Consider the following 15,325-nt stretch of genomic DNA (forward strand, 5'->3'; position numbering starts at 1 on the left):
GGCTAACTTCATTCAATGGGAAATAAACATGCGTGCCTATCGTTCCAATTTAAGCCGTTGCGTTCAGGTACTGACCTGCGCCTGTTTCATCACGCTTTCACCCCTTTCCCGGGCGGACTCCGACAAGGACCCCTGGGAACGCATTAACCGCCCGATCTTTTCATTCAATGACACGCTGGATACCTACGCACTGAAACCACTTGCCCAGGGTTATCAATTTGTCACCCCGCGCATTGCGCAAGACGGCATTCATAATTTTTTCAACAACCTGGGAGAGGTCAAGAACCTCGCGAACAATGTACTTCAAGCCAAGTTCCATAGCGCCGGGGTTGATACCAGTCGCCTCTTACTCAACAGCACCCTTGGCCTGGCGGGATTGATCGATGTCGCGACGCCCATGGGGCTGCAGCGCAATGACGAAGACTTCGGTCAAACCCTCGGTTACTGGGGGGTAGGTAGTGGTCCTTATCTTGTACTGCCGCTCTTGGGGCCAAGCACACTTCGCGATGCGCCGGCGATCTTTCCCGATATCTACGCCAACCCGGTTCGTTATATCGGCGACGTGCCTACGCGTAATAGCCTGTACGCCGTGGGCATGATCGACGGACGCGCTCAATATATGAAATCTGAAAAGCTCATCACCGGTGATAAATACAACTTCATTCGAAGTGTTTATCTACAACACCGAGAGTTCAAGATTAACGATGGAAACGTGAAGGACGACTTTTGATCGGTGCGTTTTGCACCTTGAGATCAAGATACGCGCTGACACGATCCAACTGCACCGGCCATCAAAGCCTAGGCTTCGATGGCCGGCGACTGGCGTCATGCCGCAGTAGGTTTCACGCGGGCGTCGCTGGCGGTTTCACGAAACAGCCGGGGCGACATGCCGAATGTCGATTTGAAATGCCGGCTGAAGTGAGAGCTGCTGCCATAGCCCCAGGCATAGGCGATCTCGGTGAGTGAGCGATGGGCCTGGTCGTGGTTGCGCAGGTCCTCGGCGCAACGGGACAACCGCCGCTGCCAGATGTACTCGCTGACACTGCACCCCAGTTCGTCCTGAAATGCCCGATGCAAGCTGCGCACCGAGCACTGCTCGGCATTGGCGATGCGTTCTATGCTCAAGTCGCGGTCAGCCAGGTGACGCTCGATATACGCCTTGAGGCGATTCTGTTTGAAGAAGCGGAAGTCGTGGTCGAGTTGCTTTTCATCTTGCTTGTTCTTCAGCGCATTGTTCAGCAGCCCCGCGATACTGTCGCCGATCAGCCCGGCCGACTGGCTGTTGAGCAAGGGGTATTGGTGGTAAGCGTCGCTGATCAAGTGCATCAACATGCGCCCCAGCCCGTTACGGCCGTTCAAGTGCATGTCGCCGGTCTGCGTCAGTTGCCCGGCGGGGCCCTGGAATAACAGGATAAAGTGCTCGCAGCCCTGGGTACTGGTGACGCTGAAGGGTTTGCCGCAGTCGACCAGGAGCATTTCGTCCGGCGCGACGCTGCTGTTTTGCTGACCTTGCTCGAAGTGGCTGACGCCGGCGACTTGCAGTATCAACATCCGCGGCGTGTCGACGACATCGAGCGCCTTGCTCAGGTGGCGTGAATAGCGATGGGCACTGGCGGTCAGGCGGCAGAAACGCAACTGGCCCAAGTCACCGTATTCCAGGCGGCCCTGGAAGTTGCCGTTGTGCAACGGGTCGATGTTGGTGGACTCCAGGCGCTTTATATACTCCGGCGTGCGACCCAGGTGATCGCTCATGAACTCCTTCCACTTCATCAGCCGATCAGAGCGAACGACCTGATCGGTGGACACGCAGGCTAGATTATTCATTGTTTCGCCTTTTGTTTTTTGTTTTGGGCTGAAGGGGCAAGGTGTGAGCCTTGCCCGCTCCGGACAGACGATCAGAAAGGGTAATTATGGCTCCCGGCTTGCCAGGTGACCCAATGGGCCCGGGTAAACTCATCCAGGGCATAGTGACCGTTGAAGCGCCCAAGGCCGGAATTCTTTTCGCCGCCAAACGGTGCGTTGGGCTGATCGTCGACGGTGATGTCGTTGATATGGGTCATGCCCGCCACGATGCCACGGGCAAAACTCAGGCCGCGCGCCATATCACGGGTAAACACCGCGCTGGACAAACCGTACTCGCTGGCGTTGGCCAACGCCAGGGCATGGGCCTGGTTGTCGGCGATCAGCAGCGGCAGCAACGGCCCGAAGGTTTCATCGCGGGCCAAAGCCTGGTCGGGGCTCACTTCGCCGAAGACATGGGCCGGCAGCACCAACCCGCGAGCCTGGCCGCCACACAACTGCTTGAGGCCGGCGCGCTCGGCGGCCGCGATCTTCCCCAACAGACCGTCGAGCTGGCTCTGGTTGACCACCGGCCCGATCACCGTGTCGGCCTTGGCCGGGTCACCGGTCTTGAGTTTGCGTACACGCTCCACCACCAGGGCCGCGAAGTCGGCATACAGCGAGCGGTCGACAATGACCCGGTTGACGCTCATGCAGATCTGGCCCTGATGCAGGAAGCGTCCGACGACTGCGGCATGCGCCGCTATCTCGATGTCCGCATCTTCCAGCACCACCAGCGGCGCGTTACCGCCCAGCTCCAGGGCCACGCGCTTGATGTGCTTGCCGCCGGTGGCGATGCGCCCGACATTGCGTCCCACATCGGTGGAGCCGGTGAAGGAGATCAGGCTCGGTATCGGGTGCTCGACGAACGCATCGCCAATCTCCGAACCCGCGCCGACCACCACGTTCAGCGAGCCCGCCGGGAACCCGGCCTCTTCGAACAGATGGGCAATCAACAGGCCGCCGGTAACCGCCGTATCACTGGCGGGCTTGAGCACCACGGTATTGCCCAGCGCAAGGGCCGGCACCACCGAGCGCATGCTCAGGTACAGCGGGAAGTTCCATGGGCTGATCACACCGACCACCCCCAGCGGCTCGCGAAACACGAAGCTCTGTTCGCCAGGCTTGTAGCTGGTCAGGATCCGGCCTTCAACCTGCATCGGCAGCGTTGCACACTCGCGAACCAGGTTGAGGGTGAACTGCCATTCCATGCCCGCCTTGATGCGGGTACTGCCGGACTCGCGGATCAGCCAGTCGATGATTTCTTCGCTGCGGTTCTGGATGACCTGGGCGAGTTTTTCAAGCTGCGCACTGCGCTGGGTCGGGTGCAGCGCTGCCCAGTCGGTTTGCGCGCGCTGGGCAGCCTGGTACGCGTCATCCAGGTCGGCCACCGAGGCCAGGGGCATTTCCAGCAAGGGTTCGTCATTGAAGGGGTTACGGTCGTCCAGGCGTCGTGCAGAACGACCTGCACGCCAGGTGCCGTTGATGTATTGATCGCCGTTGATGGCGTAGGCCGCGAGTATTGGAGTTGTCATAGTCTTACCTTAGAGGCAGGTAGCCGCGTCGATTGAGGGTGGGTGAGGGCAGACCCTTTAGGTTGTGCGTATTCAGCTTCGGATCCAGGCGCGTCCCCAGGAGTTGAGGGTGTATTCCTCCTGCGGCCAGACGCCAGGCGGGCGCGTGGCCTCGGTAATCTCCAGCTCGGCCGAGAACTCCAGGCGGTTGCGATCGGCATCGACCACCATGAAGAACAGGTTGTTGCCTGGGCCATGGCGACCCGGGCCGAAGAACAAGGTGATCCGTTCCTTGGCGAAGCGGTCGCCCCAGTCGCGAATGTCGTTCCATTCGTTGGTTTCGTAACAGTGGTGATCCCACTCGTTTTTCGACCCACGGAAGAACGCCAGCGAATGGTGTTCGTCGTCCGAACGCAGGAAGCAGGTGGTGAGCTGGCCGCTTGGCTCGTCGACGACATTGTCCGAGACGGTGAAGCCCACGGTGTTGACGTAGAAGTCGATCATCGCTTCCAGCTCCGTGGTCTGGAACACCACGTGCTGCAGGCGGCCCGGCATGCCGTTGCGGTCGAGCGTGGACGCGCCGCGAGACACGCCAAATACGGTTTGCCGACCCTGGGGGTCACGGATTTGAAAGGCGCCCGCTTCCAGCAGCGGCGAGTCGAGCGCTTCGACGTTACAACCGTTGCCGAGCAGGCGCGTGCGCAGTGCGCTCAAGTGCGCTTGGCTGCCCAGGTCATACGCCGCCGCGAGCAGGCCGCTATGGTCGGCGGGCGAGATCAGCATGGCCCGTTGAGGCCCCTGGAGCAGCCAACTGCCGTCAGCCTGCGCCAGGCCGTCCATGTCCAGCAGGCGCCGATAGAAGTCGACTTGCTGCTGTGGATCTTTGCTCGCCAGGTGCAGGTAGCACAGGCGGGCGGGGGTGGAAGTCTGCAAGGTTTGCATAAACACCTCTGGGTCTGAAGGTTCAGGGGTAGACGGGCGCCATGCCCGGCTCAGCTGCGCAGTGGCTTGTCAGCGTGATGCCGAACAACGCCTGCAAGGATTCGGCGACCTGATCGTGCGTGGTCCTGTCGAAGATGGCGGCGACATAGCGATCCGGGCGCAGCAGCAGAAACTTCTGGCTGTCGCCGAGCAGGTCCTTGAGCGCACTCTCACGGTCTTGCAGCACGGTGCAGCCGGGGATCGACGGCAGCGTCTGAACGTGCGCGGGCAGGATCAGGATGCGTTTGGCCTCCAGGTGGTCCCACAGACCGTGCCGTAGTTCATCAAGGCGTTGGTGGGTCGGGTCGCCATAGTGGATCAGGGCAAAACCGGCACCGATGGTCGTGTCCAGCAGTTGTGTGTGGCCTTGGGCATCGGTCAGCAATGGCTGAGGAAACATTTGCCCGCAGGCCAGCTTCCCGGCCTTGCCTTCGGGCAATACCAGGCCTTTGGTAAACCGCGGTTTGGGCTTGAAGCGCATTTGCAGGAAATAGTCGCGCAGCGGCGGCACCAGGCCGATTAGCGCGAATGCCGTGCTGATCAGGCGAGCCCGCAGCACGGTGGCCGGCGCCATGACCACGCCAAGGTTCAGGGCCAGCTTGATCAAGGCCCAGGCATGGTCGCGCCGCTCGCTTTCGTAAGACAGCAGGGCGGTCGCGGCCATTTGGCCCTTGAGCACGGCGATCAGCTTCCAGCCCAGATTGTGCGCATCGCGAACGCCGCTGTTCATCCCTTGCCCGGCGTAGGGCGGGGTCAAGTGCGCGGCATCGCCGGCAAGAAATACGCGGCCGACCTGCCAACGCTCGGCGACGCGGGCATGAAAGGTGTAGACCGTCTTGCGCACGATGGACACCGGGGCATCGCCCTTGAACGGACGCAGCAGCGTGTGCAGGCATTCGGGGCTGAGCACCTGCGCATCGGTTTCGCCCGGCTTGAGCTGGAACTCAAAGCGCCGAGTACGGTGCGGGCCGGGCACTTCCACCACCGGGCGCCGAGCATCGCAATACACGCGGGTCTGCCAGAAGGGGTCGTCATCCTGGTCGGTATCGACCACCAGCCAGCGTGAGGAGAAGCTCGACCCTACCATCTCGACCCCCAGTTGCTTGCGCACTGGGCTGCGCCCGCCGTCGCAGGCGATCAGGTAGCTGGCCTTGACGTCGAGCAGTTGGCCATCGGCATCCTTGATCAACGCGCGCACGCCATGCGGGTCTTGAGTGAACTCGAGCAGTTCGTGATTGAAGCGCGCTGTCAGGTTTGCAAAACGTTCAAGGCCGACCTTCAGCGTGCTTTCGAACAGCGGCTGGCGAAACGCATTACGCTTGGGAAACCCATATAACCTGCCAGTGGGCTCGACCTTGCCGAAGCAACGCCCGCCCGCGCGGGTGAAGTAATGCACGCCATAACCGGGCACCACATCGCGCAACACGGCGTCATCCATCCCGATGGCTTGCATGGTGCGCAAGGATTCATCGTCGATCGAGACGGCGCGCGGTTCAGTCACAGTGCCGGGTTTGCGGTCGATGATCAGGGTGTCCACATTGGCCTGGCCGAGGAGGTTGGCCAGGGTCAGTCCGGTAGGCCCGGCACCGATGATCAAGACTTGGGTGCTGACGCTGTTGAGGGTTGTCATTGTTATTCCCTTCCAAAGTTTTCAGTCTGGCTACGCGGGGCGATGGGGGAGTGTCGCCATGCGCTGCGACAGGGCCTGCGCGAGGGCCTGCATGTGTGCCCCTTGTTGCGCTTCCTGTGCGTTGTCGCGCTCCTGAGTCGGACGAAGGCAACTGATGCTGCCGACCACCTTGCCGTCGCTGTCGAAGATCGGTGCCGCGAGGCCGTAGACGCCGGGATCAATTTCAGCCGCGCTGGCGACGTACCCCTGGCGGCGCAGTTGCTGCAGTGAGCGGCGGAACTGTTCCCAGGTCTGCCCCAGATGGCTGGCGCGCACTTCATCGGGGTTTTCCAGAAACAGCTGACTGTGCTGGCGCGACGTCATGTTGGCGAGGATCGCCTTCGAGGTTGCGCCAAGGAACAGCGGCCTGGGTGAACCACGGGAGTAGCTGACCTCGCTGAACAAGTCGCCATGCTGGTGGATACACACCACCTGGTCCTTGAACAGCCGGCAGATCAGCCACACCTGTTGCTTGCTCCAGCGTGGCAGGTCCTGCTCCAGGGCGTGTGCTGCGCGCACCAGAGGGTCGCTCAGGCGCAGTTGGCGATCCCAGGTGATGATCCGCGCGCCCAGCGCGTAGCGGCCTGCTTCGACCTGAAACAACAGGTTCGCCTCGGCCAACTCGCGTACGTAGCGGTAGATGGTCGACCGCGTGTAACCCAGCGCAGCGCCCATCTCGTCGACCGCCCAGATCGGGCTGGCCTCGGTAAATAAATCCAGCACCCGCAGCATGCGCTCCAGGCTTGAGCCTTTGCTATCGGCGTCCTGCTCGGGCAGGTGCTCTGATTCAGGCAATAGCTTCATGGCTTACTGCTCATCGGCGATGCTGTTGCGCAGGATGCCGATGCCCGAGATCTCGACCTCGACGGTATCGCCGGGCTTCATCCATACCGGCGGTTCGCGGAAGGCGCCGACGCCACCGGTGGTGCCGCTGACAATCACATCGCCGGGCGCCAGTTCGGTGAAGGTGGAGCAGTATTCGATCAGGTGACGCACGTCGAAAATCATGTCGCTGGTGCGGGTGTGTTGCATCACTTGGCCGTTCAGGCGCGTGGTCAATTCCAGGTCTTGCGGGTCGCCGATCTCATCACAGGTCACCAACCAGGGACCGAAGCCGCCGGTGCACGGGAAATTCTTGCCCGGCACGAACTGGATGGTGTGCTTCTGCCAGTCGCGGACGCTGCCATCGTTGTAGCAGGCATAACCGGCCACATACTCCAGCGCATCCGCGGCCTTGACGTGGCGCGCGGTTTTGCCGATGACCACGGCGAGTTCGCCTTCGAAATCGAGCTTATGCGAAGCCTTCGGACGAATGATCGGTTGCAGGTGCGCAACCTGGCTGTCGGCGAAACGCGTGAAAATCATCGGGTAGGTCGGCATTTCACGACCGGTTTCACGCACATGGGTGGCGTAGTTGATGCCAATGCACAGCACTTTGCCCGGGTTCTCGATCACCGGCAGGAACGTTACGTCCGCCAATGCGACGCGTGGCAGCGGGGCCAGGACGGCTGGCGTCAGTTCACCCAGGCGATTGATGGCGATGGCCTGCTTGAGGTCGGTGCCAAAGGTGGTTTTGACCGATTCCAGGTCAATCACCTGATCAGCTTCAACCACGCCGTAGGTGGTACGGCCTTGAACGATAAAACTCGCGAATTTCATGAAGTGTCCTCTCGGAAAGGGGAGCGGGGATGGGCTGCAATGGACTTAATCTAGTCTTGCGAATTAATCCTGTAAAGTGAGATTTTTGTATAAATCCTGCATTTCGGAATAAGTATGATTTTTCTGTTCGGTGATCGGATCGCGGCCTGAAACGCCAAACAGCCCGTGCCATTCCAGCAAGTGGATGGCTACGGGCGTGGCGATTGGAGGAGGGGGGGAACGCTATGCCGCTTTAGCGCGGTGCCCAGCAGCCGTGCAGCGACATGCGCATACGGAATGGGACTTTGATGCGGGCGATGGGGCCGGCCGCCATGTCAGTGGCGTCCAGCACCACCAGCTCGCTGCGGCCTTCGGCAATGAGGTTGAGCAGGCAGACCACGTAGCCATCGCCTTCAGCGGCCTCAGCTGTGCGTGGAATGAAAATGGGTTCCTGAAAGCACCCGCTGTCACCGGGAAACCAGGCATCGGTGACGCCGGTTGTCAGGTTGATGTGCGCCAGCAGGTTAAAGAATTGAAACGGCATCGGTCCATTCGCCGAGTTGTAGGGGCGCTGCGGATCAAAGGCGAGCAGGAATCCGTGTTCATACTTGCGACCTATGTAACGGTCATCGCAACGGGGAAATTCACAGGGATAGTCCGTCAGCGCCTGCGGTTGCAGTTCGTCCTGTGCGCTGCTCAGGTCAAAGACCCAGCGCATCAGGCTGGCCGCCAGGGTTTCCGGCGGCGGTACGAAACCGTCCGCCTGGGGGAAGAAGTAGAAGATGTTGCCGCCGGTGACCGGCATGTCCAGATAGACCTTACCGTCTTCGTCGAACGCATTCAGGGTATGGCCTTGGAAGCCGTCCTTGGGCCCTTTGAACCACCGCACGTCGCGCGCGTCGCCGTGGCGCGGCACCACGGCAAACAGTTGGGGCAGCTCTGGCTGCCACTGGAAATGCTGGCCGCCTTTTTTCATGCGCTCGACGTCCACCGTCAGGGGGATCAGCGGGAACACCACATAGTGCTCGGTGACCGCGAAGTCGTGGACCATAGCGGCGTAGGGCGCCTGGAACCAGATCTCGTGCAGCAGTTTGCCTTGCGGCGAAATTTCGAAATACGCCATGTCCGGTGTGCCGTCGCCTTTGGCTTCGTAGCTGAAGGCCAGCAGGTTTCCGGTCAGCGGGTCGAGCTTGGGATGGGCGGTGAAGGTGGCTGAGTCGATCTGCCCGTCGAAATTCCACTCGCCGAGGGTTTCCAGCGTCTGTGGGTCCAGCGCCCACGGCATGGCATCTTCCTTGAGTGCCAGCAGGACGTTGTTGTGCGGGATCACGGAGGTGTTTGCCGTGGTGTTGTTTTTTGCCGCCAGCGGGTCATTGGTGTAGGCATTGCGATAGACGCCGTTGAGCGAACGCCCTTCACGGCGCTGGGCGACCAACCGATCGGTGAGCACATAGCGCCGACGCAGCGAGACCCGGCCATCGGCAAAATAGAAGCCGCTGACCATGGCGTCGCCGTTGAAGAAAATATCGGTGCCCAGCATGGGCGGGTATTGCGGGTCCGGCGAGACTTGATAAAAGGTACCGCAGATCGCTTCAGGCACAACGCCTTCGATCTCCAGGTCGAACACCTCGCCCTCTACGCGGCTGGGGGCGTACAGCGCGCCGGAAAACTCGGGGGTTTGGGGAAATGGAATATTCATTGCGTCATCTCATTGATCCAGTGGGTTCACGTCAGGGCAGGGTATTCAGGCAGATTGCGGCGACAGGGCCGGTGTGCGCGGTTTTACGCCTCGACGAAAGCACGCCACCACCAGGCACGAAATGATCAAGGCCACGACATACGCCGAGGCTGCCAGCCATCCCACCGCCCGAAAATGCCCTTCGCCGACCACCAGCGCGGCGCCAAACGGGCCCAGCCCTTGACCGACAAAAATCGCCGCATTGCCCAGGCCGGCCAATCGACCGGAAGGGTCCAGTTCGGCCGCCATCGACAGCAGGTAGGGCAGGCTGAAAAACCACACCATATGGATCAGGCACGCCGTGGCGGCAAACGCGACGGTACTGTCGCCGTAGACCATGACCAAGGTCGCCAACAACGCAGTACCAAAGCTCAGCAGTTGCGGAAACAACAGACCCAGGCGGCGCCCCAATAGCCCGGAGAGCCCGGCGCCCAGAGCACCGGCAAGGATGCTGCCGCCGAGGATGGCGCCGATTTGCTGGGGTTCCAGGCCAATGCTTTTGCCAATGCGTTCCTGATACACCCACAGCGCGGAGTGCCCGAAAAACAACAGTGCAAACAGCATGATCAGCAGCACGGCGGTCAGCCCGAACGGCTGAGCCGCACCATGGGCGATGCGATGGGCATCGGGGTAGTGCCTGGGGATTTTCCAGCAACCCAGCGCCGCGAGCAGGCTGGTGATGGCCAGCAAGCAAAACGCGCCCTGCACACCAAACGCCTGCAAGAGCGTGGGCATGGACGTCACCAGCAGCATGCCCCAGAGCAGGTTACCGATATTGATCACGGCAAACGTCGCGTCTTTCGACCTGCGCAGCGCAGCGGTCGCATACACCACCGCCATGACCGCGCCACCGCTGGCGCCGCAGATGATCCTGAACACCACCAGCCAAGCCTGGCTGTGCAGTTGCGTGCTTGCCAGGTTGCCGGCGGCCAGGATCAGCAAGGCAACCAGCGCAAAGCGGCGGCGGTCGACCCGTGCCATAAACAGCGCACAGACGCCGCAAGCCATGGCCATCGCTATCAGCTCGGCGGCGAAGATCGCGCCGATGGCATTGAGCGGCAGCCCCAGTTGATCAATCAGCGCGCCGCCCAGGATCGGCTGGATCTGCAGCGTTCCCAGGGAAATGACCATCATCAGGCAAATAGCGCCCAGTGATTTCTTGCTGTCGATGGAGTCGAGCGCATTCATCACACATCACCTCAGTCAGAACTTGTGAACATAGCGGACTTGCACGGCGTAATCCGTTTTGCTGCGGTTTTCCACGCCGGTCTCTTTATAGGTATTGAGCCAGAAGGCCTTGTCTTCGGTCATTTTCCAGAACAGGCCAGGGCCAATGCCCAGGACTTTTTCGCGAGAATTACTCAGGCGGTCGCCGTTGACCTGGTCATCCGAAATCTGCCTGAAGTAATAGCCGTTGATCCCGACTGAAACCTTCGGGAACACCTCATACGAAGCCGTAAAGTTGGCCCAGGCCGATTGCCCTGATTGGGTGTCGTGCACCGGCCGTCCTTCAAAAACCTGCGTCGAACTGCTTGCCGGGTCGTTGTTCTTGAAGTTGTACAAGTAATTCAGGCGCCAACTCACTTCCCAGCGCGGTGCCGGCATCAAGGTCGCGGCCCAGTAGGGGTTGAAGGAGAAGTAATTGGAGCCGGGATTCAAGTCCTTGTGTTTGTCGTACTTGCCGGTGGGCAGGATCGTATCGAACGCCACGCGCTGCACAAACACCGGCCGGCCTTCGGCGTTGACGATCGGATCGAACTGGATCTGCGGGCCGACGGTGACGTCACCCAGGCCGACGCCGTTGTCCTTGAGCTTGACGCCGTTGTCGCCAAAGTTTCCGTCCAGGGAGACCACCGGTACCAACAGGCTCCAGCCCAAGTGCGCGCCGCCGCCGATGGTGTCGGGTGAGTAATAGCTGAACTGGTTGATCAAGGTAATGACATTGATCGTCGGGTTATCGAAGTTGCGGTTGTCCTTGCCGCCATTGTCACGAATGCTGCTGGCCGTACTGAACTTCAGATAGGTCTGATGCGTCAGCCCGGGTGGTCCGGCGAACCCGTCGTAGAAGCTGGTGCCGCCTAGGTTGATGCCGCTGGGTTGGCTGACCGTGGGCGGTGGTGGGCCATCGGCGGCGTGCACGGTAAAGGCGATGAGGCTGAGTGCCAGGCAAGCCGGCAGGGATCGAGTCAAGTTCATTGCGATGGCTCTATTATTGGAATTGTGAGCGGGGGTTAACACCCCTGGCACTTCGACTGTAGTGCCCGGACACACGCAATGCTTGAGTGCAACGGCCAGATTTGACTGAGCGTGCCACCGGCAGGCGGTAAAACGCGCAGGCACTGGCGCCTGCGGTAGAGAGCGTGGTTGAGGCGGCGACTGGTTGACGCGGATCACCGACCCGAAGGGGGTGGGCACGCCGCCAATGAGCGTTGAAAAAAGGTCTGGGCCACTGGCCCAGACCTGCTCGACGTCATCTACTAGTAAAACGTCCTGTCGCTGAACGCTGACTGCGAGCAACCGGCTGATATCCGCACCGAGGGCAACCAACGGCTGCTCGATTGGCCACGCACATTCTAGGCTTTAGTGTGCCCGGCAGTGCCAAGTTCGGGCAGGTTCAGTGGCGCCTTACGCACCATGACGGTGATGATGGCCAGCGCCGCGATCGCCACCCCGGGGGAGGTCGCCAGCAGGACTCCCGTGGTGCCCGCACCTGCGGCGAGCAGTTGTCCAGCCGCCAGCGGTCCGGCCACCGAGCCCAGCCGGCCGATGGCCACGGCTGCACCGACGCCGGTGGCACGCACCGCCGTTGGATAGGAAGGCGGTGCCGACGCATAGAGCACCAACTGCGCGGCCATCACGAACAAGCCTGCGGCGAAACCCGCGATGGCCATGGGCACGATGCCCACCGACAGCCCGACCCCGGCCAAGGCGGCGAGCAACCCGGCATACACGAACAGCACCACTTTGAAGGGATTGCAGCGGTCCAGCAGGACACCGCCGAGCAGTGAGCCAAGGGCGCCGCCAATGTTGAACAGCATCTGCACCATGCCCGCCTGGGGTTTGCTGAAACCTTGTTCGAGCAACAACGACGGCAGCCAGTTCAGCAGCATGTACATCACAGTCAGGGTGAAGAAGTAGCTGAGCCACAACGCCAGCGTGGTGCGTGCGCGGCCTTCGCCGAACAGCGCCTGGCGGGTGGAGGGGCGAGCACTGAGGGTCTTGTCGAGCTGTTGGCGAAAGGCGTTGGACTCGGGCAGCAGCAGGATCATCAGTGGCACGGCCAGCAAGGGCGCCAGGCCGCCGATGATAAAGGTGGTCTGCCAGTGTTCACTGGAAAACATCGCCACCAACGCCGCCAATGCGCCGCCCAATGGCACGCCGCAGTACATGACACTGATGGCGGTGCCACGGTTGCGTTCGCTGGCCGCTTCGGCGCACAGGGCGATCAGGTTGGGTAGCGCGGCGCCCAGCCCCAGGCCGGTCAAAAAACGCACCAACAGCAGGCTCGAGTAGCTTTCGACAAACGCGGTGCAAAGGGAGAACAGCCCGAACAGCAGCACGGCGATCACCAGGATTTTCTTGCGCCCGATTCGGTCGGCGACCCAGCCGCCGAAGAACGCCCCCGGCAGGAGGCCAATGATCCCGATGCTGAATACCCAGCCGAGCATCTTTGGGTCCAGGGCAAAACTCTGACGCAACCCTGCGGCGGTGGTTCCGGCGGCTTGCAGATCGAACCCCTCGATCAGCGCAACGATAAAGCACAACGCGATAGTCAGCGTCGAACGACGCGATGGACTGTCCATGGGCAAACCTCATTGTTGTTGTTTTTGTTGTGGTGGCAAGCGCAAGTGGCTGCTGCGATTAAGATAACAAATATAACTAAAAAATGAATGGCGTATTAAAAATGCAAAAATCGATAAATAAGTACTTTAAATTCATAGTGTTGAGATATGTATCTGTGCTGATCTGAAAAGTAGATAGCTTTATTAATGTTCGATTATCGGTCATTTGCGGTTGACGAGCACCGTCGGCTGTTTCCATTCTCTGTTCGCGAAGCCGACTGGGCCGAGCGTGTGTCACCCCAAAAACAACAACAACAAATGGACAATGAACATGCCAAAACTCCCTATGAAGGACGCCGTTGCTGTGGCGTCCGTCTCCTGTGTGTCGAACCCCAAGCCGAGCCTGGTCATGGCGTTGCTGGCCTTGAGCGTGCTGCCCACCCAGCTGTGGGCGGCAGGGTTTGTCGACGACAGCCACGGCACCCTGACCCTGCGCAATTACTACCTGGACCGCGACTACAAGGACGACGGTGCGAAGACCGCTGCGCGGGAATGGGCTCAGGCGTTCATCCTCAACCTGGAATCGGGATACACCCCAGGGCCGGTGGGCTTTGGCCTGGATGTGCGCGGGCTGATGGGGGTCAAGCTCGACTCTTCGCCGGACCGCAGCGGCACCGAGTTGTTGCCGGTGTCGGCCAGCGACAAGCGTGCCGCCGATGAATACTCGCGCCTGGCGCCGACCGCCAAGCTGCGGTTTGCACAAACCACCGTGAAGACCGGTGACGTGTCGATCTTCCTGCCGTTCGCCTTTGCCAGCCCGTCGCGCCTGCTGCCGCAAACCTTTCGCGGCACCACCTTGAGCTCCAAGGATATCGACGGCCTGACCCTTAATACGGGCTACATCGACCGCATCAACAAGCGCGACTCCACCAACTACGAGGCCATGACCATCGCCTCGCCCAACCGGCGTTTCAATGCCACCGCCACCACCTCGCACCTGGCTTACGTCGGCGGTGACTACCAGGTCAACAAAGACCTCAGCCTGCGCGTCTATCACTCGCAGATCGCCGACCTCTACCAGCAGGACACCCTGGCGTTGCTGCACACTATGCCTCTGGGCGATGGCGTGCTCACCAGCGACCTGCGCAGTTTCTTCAGTCGCGAGGACGGCAGTGCCAAGGCGGGGAACGTGGATAACCGCAATCTCTCGGCGTTGTTTGGCTACCGCCTGGGCGGTCACAAATTCAGCCTGGGCTACATGCATTCCAGTGGCGAGACGGCCACGCCCTATATCTCGGGGACTGAGCTGATGGGCATGAGCGAACTGACCATGAGTTCGGACTTTCTCAATGCCAAGGAACGCACCTGGCAGGCGATCTACGACTATGACTTCGCGGCATCCGGTTTACCGGGCCTGAAGGGCCGGCTGCGTTATGTGCGCGGCGATAACATCGAGCTGGCGGCGTTCAATGCCGAGGATCGCAAGGAGCGCGAGTTCCAGATGGAACTGGGCTACGTGATCCAGAGCGGCCCGCTGAAGAACGTCGGGCTGATGGCGCGCAAGTCGATCTATCGCAATGACTTCCCGAGCGGCGCGGCGTTTCGCGATGAAAACCAGACCCGTTTCCTGGTGCTCTACACCGTGGCGCTCTGGTAGGCCTGTCAGTCCTGATACACCTTCTTCAGCAAGCGCAGCAGCTCTGCACGTTCTTGACCGTCCAGGGCTGCGGTGGCGTCAAGGTCACTCTGTGCGGCGATCTCTTTGAGCGTCTTGAGCAGGGTTTCGCCGGTCTTGCTAAGGAAGATCCCATACGAGCGCTTGTCCGGCTTGCAGCGCACACGCACGGCGAGGGCGCGGCTTTCCAGCTTGTTCAGCAGCGGCACCACCTGGGGCGGCTCAATCGCCAGGGCGCGGGCCAGGTCGGCCTGCATCAGGCCGGGATTCTGCTCGATGATCGCCAGGGCCGAGAACTGAGCCGGGCGCAGGTCGTGTTCGGAAAGTCGACCGATCAGGTTCTGGAACAGCTTGAGCTGGGCGCGACGCATGGCGTAACCGATCAGGTCGTCCAGGGCCGAATCCAGCGGCGCGCGCCCCTCGGTGGTGTCGGGCAGGGCCAGGTTGGCGTCGGCGAGGTTGGAAGGCTTGGCCATTGACAGTGCAATC

The 15,325-nt window shown here is 61.0% G+C and carries 13 protein-coding genes; 2 read left to right on the forward strand and 11 right to left on the reverse strand.

Translation table 11 applies throughout. The features are described 5' to 3' along the window. The first annotated feature begins 28 nt into the window (after window positions 1-28). The gene (locus tag ACS5Q8_RS10500; RefSeq protein ID WP_276197419.1) at window positions 29-730 is read left to right on the forward strand and encodes an MlaA family lipoprotein; all 702 of its coding nucleotides are present in this window, start codon (window positions 29-31) and stop codon (window positions 728-730) included. A gap of 95 nt (window positions 731-825) precedes the next feature. Here ACS5Q8_RS10500 and ACS5Q8_RS10505 read toward each other — a convergent pair whose 3' ends face one another. From ACS5Q8_RS10505 to mhpT, 10 genes are all read right to left on the reverse strand, one after another. Beyond that, the gene (locus ACS5Q8_RS10505; RefSeq protein ID WP_247396543.1) at window positions 826-1,824 is read right to left on the reverse strand and encodes a helix-turn-helix domain-containing protein; all 999 of its coding nucleotides are present in this window, start codon (window positions 1,822-1,824) and stop codon (window positions 826-828) included. 71 nt (window positions 1,825-1,895) lie between these two features. Further along, complete coding sequence (locus ACS5Q8_RS10510; RefSeq protein ID WP_443693900.1) at window positions 1,896-3,374, reverse strand: aldehyde dehydrogenase family protein; 1,479 nt, start codon at window positions 3,372-3,374, stop codon at window positions 1,896-1,898. Between the two features lie 72 nt (window positions 3,375-3,446). After that, the gene (locus tag ACS5Q8_RS10515; protein WP_276197421.1) at window positions 3,447-4,295 is read right to left on the reverse strand and encodes a VOC family protein; all 849 of its coding nucleotides are present in this window, start codon (window positions 4,293-4,295) and stop codon (window positions 3,447-3,449) included. Between the two features lie 22 nt (window positions 4,296-4,317). Further along, window positions 4,318-5,964 (reverse strand): bifunctional 3-(3-hydroxy-phenyl)propionate/3-hydroxycinnamic acid hydroxylase, encoded by a 1,647-nt coding sequence (locus ACS5Q8_RS10520; protein ID WP_443700578.1) that lies wholly within the window; start codon window positions 5,962-5,964, stop codon window positions 4,318-4,320. Window positions 5,965-5,994: 30 nt separating this feature from the next. After that, window positions 5,995-6,807, reverse strand: a complete 813-nt coding sequence (locus tag ACS5Q8_RS10525) for an IclR family transcriptional regulator (protein ID WP_465160139.1) — start codon at window positions 6,805-6,807, stop codon at window positions 5,995-5,997. Between the two features lie 3 nt (window positions 6,808-6,810). Further along, a complete protein-coding gene (locus tag ACS5Q8_RS10530) occupies window positions 6,811-7,662 on the reverse strand; it encodes a fumarylacetoacetate hydrolase family protein (protein ID WP_465160140.1) in 852 nt (283 codons plus the stop codon). Between the two features lie 232 nt (window positions 7,663-7,894). After that, window positions 7,895-9,340: a carotenoid oxygenase family protein gene (locus ACS5Q8_RS10535; protein ID WP_276197424.1), complete on the reverse strand. Its 1,446-nt coding sequence runs from the start codon at window positions 9,338-9,340 to the stop codon at window positions 7,895-7,897. Between the two features lie 45 nt (window positions 9,341-9,385). Next, entirely contained in the window at window positions 9,386-10,567 is a 1,182-nt protein-coding gene (locus ACS5Q8_RS10540) for an MFS transporter (RefSeq protein WP_465160141.1), read from the reverse strand. A gap of 15 nt (window positions 10,568-10,582) precedes the next feature. Beyond that, window positions 10,583-11,575 carry a SphA family protein gene (locus ACS5Q8_RS10545; RefSeq protein ID WP_465160142.1) on the reverse strand — a complete coding sequence of 331 codons (993 nt, stop codon included), beginning with the start codon at window positions 11,573-11,575 and terminating at the stop codon, window positions 10,583-10,585. 377 nt (window positions 11,576-11,952) lie between these two features. After that, window positions 11,953-13,182 carry a 3-(3-hydroxy-phenyl)propionate transporter MhpT gene (gene mhpT / locus ACS5Q8_RS10550; protein WP_465160143.1) on the reverse strand — a complete coding sequence of 410 codons (1,230 nt, stop codon included), beginning with the start codon at window positions 13,180-13,182 and terminating at the stop codon, window positions 11,953-11,955. A gap of 310 nt (window positions 13,183-13,492) precedes the next feature. Between mhpT and ACS5Q8_RS10555 the strand changes: the two genes are divergently transcribed. Then, window positions 13,493-14,818, forward strand: a complete 1,326-nt coding sequence (locus tag ACS5Q8_RS10555) for an OprD family porin (protein WP_276197428.1) — start codon at window positions 13,493-13,495, stop codon at window positions 14,816-14,818. Window positions 14,819-14,823: 5 nt separating this feature from the next. Here the strand turns inward: ACS5Q8_RS10555 and ACS5Q8_RS10560 are convergent, their stop codons facing one another. Continuing rightward, window positions 14,824-15,312, reverse strand: coding sequence for a MarR family winged helix-turn-helix transcriptional regulator (locus ACS5Q8_RS10560; protein WP_276197429.1), 489 nt, complete (start codon window positions 15,310-15,312; stop codon window positions 14,824-14,826). Between the last annotated feature and the right edge of the window lie 13 nt (window positions 15,313-15,325).

The organism is Pseudomonas sp. PAMC25584 (assembly GCF_058135675.1).